Source organism: Maribacter sp. (assembly GCF_049667165.1).
Classification (GTDB): domain Bacteria; phylum Bacteroidota; class Bacteroidia; order Flavobacteriales; family Flavobacteriaceae; genus Maribacter_A.
Genome location: NZ_JBATHS010000106.1, coordinates 1 through 6,376 on the forward strand (window position 1 = coordinate 1; position 6,376 = coordinate 6,376).

The window sequence follows — 6,376 nt, forward strand, 5'->3', positions numbered from 1 at the left end:
ATCGTTATTATAGCATCGTAAAGCACAAATGGCGGTTTATTGTTCTGGATGGAAATGATCTAAGTATCCATGGCGCCCTAACGAAAAAGAAGAAACAACAGACCGACTCCCTATACAAATTATTATCCGATAAGGACTTGCCCAATGTGAAACCATGGAATGGGGGTTTGGGTTTGGATCAATTGCATTGGGTCGAAAATGAATTGAAGTTGGCGACCAAGAACAAGGAACGGGTAGGCTTTTATTGCCATTTCCCGGCAGTGGGAGAAACCAATGCGCATAATCTCTGGAACTATGAACAATTTCTCGATTTGATTGCTTCCTATGATTGTGTTAAATTTTATTTTAACGGGCATAACCATGCTGGAAGTTACGTTCAAAAAGAAGGCATACATTATTTGAATTTCAAGGGTATGGTCGATACCCGTGACAGTACCGCCTTTGCGCGGGTCACTTTTCATCACGATTCACTGATTGTCAAGGGCTACGGCAGGGAACCCGACCGCAATTTAAAAATAAGATAATAACCATCCCTAAAAAAAAGCACCCTGACGAAACCGTCAGGGTGCTTTTAATTCCAATAGTTCTAAGACTTACTTGACTTCTTCGAAGTCTACCCTTCGTCTGCGCTCAGGACAGGCTACTTGACTTCTTCGAAGTCTACGTCTTCGACATTATCGCTTTCACCGGCCTCGGCGCCTGCAGTCTCCTCACCGTTAGGTGCAGCTCCCGGCTGTTGTGCCTCGGCTTGGGCTTTGTACATTTCCTCAGAGGCTACTTTCCAGGCCTCGTTGATTTTATCCAAAGCTGGGGTGATCAACGCAATATCCTTGCTTTCATGTGCTTTCTTCAATGCTTCCAAAGCTTCTTCGATAGGCTTTTTCTTGTCATCCGAAAGTTTATCACCAAACTCCTTCAATTGCTTTTCAGTCTGGAAGATCATACCATCCGCTTCATTCAACTTATCGACGGTTTCCTTGGCTTTTTTATCCGATTCGGCATTGGCTTCCGCTTCTGCTTTCATCTTTTTGATTTCCTCCTCGGTCAATCCGGAAGAAGCCTCGATCCGTATATCCTGCGTTTTATTCGTTGCCTTATCGGTTGCGGAAACTTTGATGATACCATTGGCATCAATATCAAAAGTTACCTCGATCTGTGGCGTTCCTCTTTGTGCAGGTGGAATTCCATCCAAATGAAAACGTCCTATGGTTTTATTGTCGGCCGCCATGGGTCGTTCTCCCTGCAACACATGGATCTCAACTGAAGGCTGATTATCAGCTGCGGTAGAGAATACCTGTGATTTTTTGGTTGGGATGGTGGTATTGGCATCGATTAATTTTGTCATTACACTACCCATGGTCTCAATACCCAAAGAAAGTGGTGTAACATCCAATAACAATACGTCTTTTACATCACCTGTCAAAACCCCACCTTGGATCGCCGCACCTACGGCAACAACTTCATCAGGGTTTACCCCTTTCGATGGTTTTTTACCAAAGAATTTCTCAACGGCTTCCTGTACTGCCGGGATACGGGTAGAACCACCTACGAGGATGATTTCATCGATATCACTTTTTGATAGGCCAGCGGCCTTTAAAGCCGTTTCACAAGGCGCAATGGTTCTTTTTACCAAATCAGCAATCAACTGCTCAAATTTAGCTCTTGTCAAAGTACGTACCAAATGCTTAGGTCCTGTAGCTGTGGCAGTAACGTATGGTAAATTAATCTCTGTCTGGGTTGAAGAAGACAATTCAATTTTGGCTTTTTCAGCCGCTTCACGCAAACGTTGCAATGCCATGGCATCATCACGTAGATCAATGCTTTCCTCTTTCTTGAATTCCTCGGCCAACCAATCAATGATCTTTTGGTCAACATCATCACCTCCTAAGTGGGTGTCACCATCTGTTGACAATACTTCAAAAACGCCATCACCCAATTCCAAAATCGAGACGTCATGTGTACCACCACCAAAGTCAAAAACAACGATCTTTTGGTCGGTATGCTTTTTGTCCATGCCGTATGCCAAAGCAGCCGCAGTTGGTTCGTTGATGATCCGTTCCACCTTAAGGCCAGCGATCTCACCCGCCTCCTTGGTGGCTTGACGCTGTGCATCGTTAAAGTAGGCAGGTACCGTAATGACGGCACGGGTAACATCCTGTCCTAAATAATCTTCTGCCGTTTTCTTCATTTTCTGAAGAATCATGGCAGAAAGTTCCTGTGGCGTATAAAGACGTCCGTCAATATCTACCCTTGGGGTATCGTTATCCCCTTTTACTACTTTGTAAGGAACACGCTCCGCCTCTTTTTTTGATTCAGAATACTTGTTGCCCATAAAACGTTTGATCGAGTAAACGGTTTTATGTGGATTGGTGACTGCCTGTCTTTTGGCGGGATCACCAACCTTGATTTCACCACCTTCCACAAATGCGATTACGGATGGTGTTGTTCTTTTACCTTCGGCATTGGGAATTACAACGGGCTCGTTACCTTCCATTACGGAAACGCAGGAGTTCGTAGTACCCAAATCTATACCTATGATTTTGCTCATTATGTATGTTTTAAATATTAGTGCTTAATTTTTTATGTCGTTTAGGGAATGACAAACAATATGCCAATTGCCGGGAACCTGACATGATGTCATTTAAGAAGGGCCTGATCAATGAAAATTGAAAGGCTCGTGGTTGTATTTTAGCAATCCTAGGTGCTTTGATGCCAACGATGAAAATCAATGGAATAGTAAACTGATATATTGATATTCAAAAAGTTAAGCACTCATTTCAGCGAAGGGAAGCCCGCTCATGTTACATGGGTTTCCTGCCAGTAGCGAAGTATCGGTTTATAACGTCAGGATAACGGCCCTTTTCTTAAAAACCAGCAAACATGACTTGAAATTAAAACCTGGTGATAATTTTCAAAAATTGACATTTATCATATTTTTTATAACAAATCAATATTATTTTTATGAATTGCAAAATTTCTTTGATCAAAGTATACGTAAAATTAGTAATATGGCAAAAGTCAATGGAGCTATCGTCGTGGATACCGAAACATGCAAAGGGTGCGATCTATGCGTGCCTGTTTGCGCGGAAAATGTCATAAGCATGTCTACCGAAGTCAATCGAAAAGGGTATCATTATGCCTATATGAGTAACCCCGAGGCCTGTACCGGATGTACCAACTGTGCTGTTGTTTGTCCTGACAGGGCAATAACAGTATATCGGGTAAAAGTTGCATTATAATTTAAAATATAATTGATGTCCGAATTAAAATTAATGAAAGGAAACGAGGCATTGGCCGAAGCCGCTATCAGGGCTGGCGTTGATGCTTATTTCGGTTATCCCATTACACCACAATCGGAAGTGATCGAACATCTGATGACGGAACGACCCGAAGAACGAACCGGAATGGTCGTCTTACAGGCCGAAAGTGAAATCGCGGCGATCAATATGGTTTATGGGGCCGCAAGTACTGGGAAAAAAGCAATGACCTCCTCCTCAAGTCCTGGTATATCCCTGAAATTAGAAGGAATTTCTTATTTAGCAGGTGCAGAGTTACCTGCGGTTATTGTGAACGTTGTTCGTGGTGGTCCCGGATTGGGAACCATACAGCCATCACAGGCAGATTATTTCCAATCTGTAAAAGGTGGGGGACATGGTGATTATAAACTCTATGTGCTGGCGCCGGCATCCGTACAGGAAATGTCCGATTTTGTAGAAGATGCCTTTGATATTGCCTTTAAATATCGAGCTCCGGTATTGATCCTCTCTGACGGACTGATTGGACAAATGATGGAAAAAGTCAACCTGAAAGAACAAAAGAAACGAATGACCGATGAAGAAGTAATCGAAAAATATGACGACTGGGCAGTAACGGGAAAAACAGACAGGGAAAGAAATATCATTACCTCCCTAGACCTACAATCTGAAAAGATGGAAGCTCGTGTTCACCGACTGTTGAAGAAGTATGATCAGATGGAAAAAGAAGATCTACGTTTTGAAAAAATAAATTGCGATGATGCTGAGTATTTGTTCGTGGCCTATGGTTCAAGTGCCCGTATTGCACAAAAAGCGGTGCAATTGGCGCGCAAGAAAGGAATTAAAGCAGGATTGTTAAGACCAATAACCTTATTCCCCTTTCCAAAACAGCAATTACTTGAATTGGCACGTCAAGTAAAAGGGATCTTGAGCGTTGAATTGAACGCAGGTCAAATGGTTGAGGACGTTAGATTATCTGTACAACACAAAGTTCCAGTAGAACATTTCGGTAGAACAGGCGGAATTATACATACCCCTGAAGAAGTATTGGAGGCATTGGAAGAAAAAATAATACAAAATGAACGTATCGGAGATTATAAAACCCGAGAATCAAGTATTCTGTAAAACGAAATTAATGACCGATGCGACCTTGTCGTATTGTCCGGGTTGCGGCCATGGTACGGCACATAACCTAACGATGGAAGTCATTGATGAAATGGGTATCGTAGCTGATACCATTGGGGTTGCCCCTGTAGGCTGTTCTGTATTGGCCTATGATTTTATGAATATCGACATGACCCAGGCTGCTCACGGACGGGCACCTGCCGTTGCCACCGCCATTTCGAGATTGTGGCCCGATAAATATGTGTTTACCTATCAAGGTGACGGCGATTTGGCCGCTATTGGGACGGCAGAAACCATACATGCGTGCAACCGGGGCGAGAATATCGTGGTAATATTTGTGAATAATGGTATTTATGGTATGACTGGGGGGCAGATGGCGCCTACGACCCTTTCGGGTATGAGAACCTCTACATCGCCTTATGGCAGGGATATTAAATCCATGGGCTCCCCAATTAAAATGACGGAATTGGTAGCCAATCTACCAGGAGTCTATTATGCGACAAGGCATGCCGTACATACCCACAAACATGCCCGTAAAGCCAAAAAAGCCATCCGAAAGGCCTTTGAAAATACGCGATTGAAAAAAGGAATCTCCTTTGTGGAAATTGTCTCCAATTGTAATTCGGGATGGAAAATGACCCCATTGGAATCGAATCAATGGATGATAGATAACATGTTCCCTTACTACCCTCTCGGGGATATCAAAGTAGATGGTGTATTAAAATAAGGTTATGACGGAAGAAATTATCATTGCAGGTTTTGGTGGTCAAGGGGTGCTGTCCATGGGCAAAATTTTAGCCTATTCAGGCATCATGCAAGATGAGGAAGTCAGTTGGATGCCTTCATACGGGCCAGAAATGCGAGGGGGTACGGCCAACGTTACTGTTATTTTGAGTGATGAGCGCATCAGTTCCCCGTATTTGAAAATGTACGATACCGCTATTATCTTAAACCAGCAATCCATGGATAAGTTTGAGGCGACCGTTAAGCCAGGTGGTACGCTTCTGTACGATCCTAACGGTATTTTGCAACATCCCCAACGAACAGATATTAAAATATACCAGATCGAAGGGGCGAGAATAGCCGCAGAAATGGGAAATAAAAAAATATTCAACATGGTCGTCTTGGGGGCATTTCTAAAAATAAAGCCTATTGTTAAACTTGACAATGTCATTGAAGGTTTGAAAAAATCATTGTCAGAACGGTATCATGAATTAATTCCATTGAACAAAGAAGCCATTATTAAAGGTATGGGTAGCGTCACTCCCTACACTATTGGAGCACAAGCCCTTCTCAATTAGTTTTATTCCCATTTATATGTTGTCTTATACCTGATATGGATAATCAGGAAAAGATTGCATCTAAAATTCCTAGCGTCCATAATTCGGATCAGCTTGATTCAACAATAAGTTTATCTTTACATCATGGAGACTACCTACGCCAAAATGGAGTGTATCAGCATTTTTGATATGTTGAAAATCGGTATTGGCCCTTCAAGTTCCCACACGTTAGGACCATGGCGCGCCGCCGAACGATGGATTTCGGAACTCAAGGCAGCGGGTATTTTCAATGAAGTCGAAAAGATACAGGTGCATATGTATGGTTCCTTATCCTTGACAGGAAAAGGGCATGCCACGGATTATGCCGTTATGTTGGGATTGTCGGGTACCGATCCGGAATATGTGGCCATAGAGGACATTCATCAAATCGTTCAAAATATCAAGAATTCCAACAGCCTTCATTTTAATAAAGAACATCCATTACCATTTGATCCAACAACTGATATTATATTCAATCGAAAGTTCCTTCCCTTTCATGCGAACGGTTTAAAGTTTGTAGCCACCCTTAAAAATGGTACAACAAAATCCAAGACCTACTACTCCATTGGCGGGGGTTTTGTGGTCGTGGAAGAACGAAAAAATGCCAAACGAAATATAGAGACCTTTAAGTCTTTTCCCATGCCCATTTCCTTAGGCAGCGAACTTTTGGCCTATTGC

6 protein-coding genes and 1 pseudogene are annotated in these 6,376 nt (G+C 42.7%); 6 read left to right on the plus strand and 1 reads right to left on the minus strand.

Annotation, left to right across the window (positions count from 1 at the left end):
• A pseudogene (locus WBM98_RS05795) lies at positions 1–524 on the plus strand (phosphoesterase); the annotation flags it as partial.
• A gap of 116 nt (positions 525–640) precedes the next feature.
• On the opposite strand, the gene dnaK reads toward WBM98_RS05795, so the two are convergent.
• Positions 641–2,548, minus strand: coding sequence for a molecular chaperone DnaK (gene dnaK / locus WBM98_RS05800; protein ID WP_424365082.1), 1,908 nt, complete (start codon positions 2,546–2,548; stop codon positions 641–643).
• Positions 2,549–3,008: 460 nt separating this feature from the next.
• Between dnaK and WBM98_RS05805 the strand changes: the two genes are divergently transcribed.
• The 5 genes from WBM98_RS05805 to WBM98_RS05825 form a co-directional block, all read left to right on the plus strand.
• Positions 3,009–3,239 carry a 4Fe-4S dicluster domain-containing protein gene (locus tag WBM98_RS05805; RefSeq protein ID WP_424365083.1) on the plus strand — a complete coding sequence of 77 codons (231 nt, stop codon included), beginning with the start codon at positions 3,009–3,011 and terminating at the stop codon, positions 3,237–3,239.
• A gap of 15 nt (positions 3,240–3,254) precedes the next feature.
• Positions 3,255–4,379, plus strand: coding sequence for a 3-methyl-2-oxobutanoate dehydrogenase subunit VorB (locus WBM98_RS05810; RefSeq protein WP_424365084.1), 1,125 nt, complete (start codon positions 3,255–3,257; stop codon positions 4,377–4,379).
• The gene (locus tag WBM98_RS05815) at positions 4,333–5,106 is read left to right on the plus strand and encodes a thiamine pyrophosphate-dependent enzyme (RefSeq protein WP_424365085.1); all 774 of its coding nucleotides are present in this window, start codon (positions 4,333–4,335) and stop codon (positions 5,104–5,106) included. Before WBM98_RS05810 ends, WBM98_RS05815 begins: the two co-directional genes overlap by 47 nt.
• Before the next feature lie 4 nt (positions 5,107–5,110).
• Complete coding sequence (locus WBM98_RS05820) at positions 5,111–5,680, plus strand: 2-oxoacid:acceptor oxidoreductase family protein (protein ID WP_424365086.1); 570 nt, start codon at positions 5,111–5,113, stop codon at positions 5,678–5,680.
• Between the two features lie 144 nt (positions 5,681–5,824).
• The coding region (locus tag WBM98_RS05825) for a serine dehydratase beta chain (RefSeq protein ID WP_424365087.1) at positions 5,825–6,376 on the plus strand (552 nt) is incomplete at its 3' end.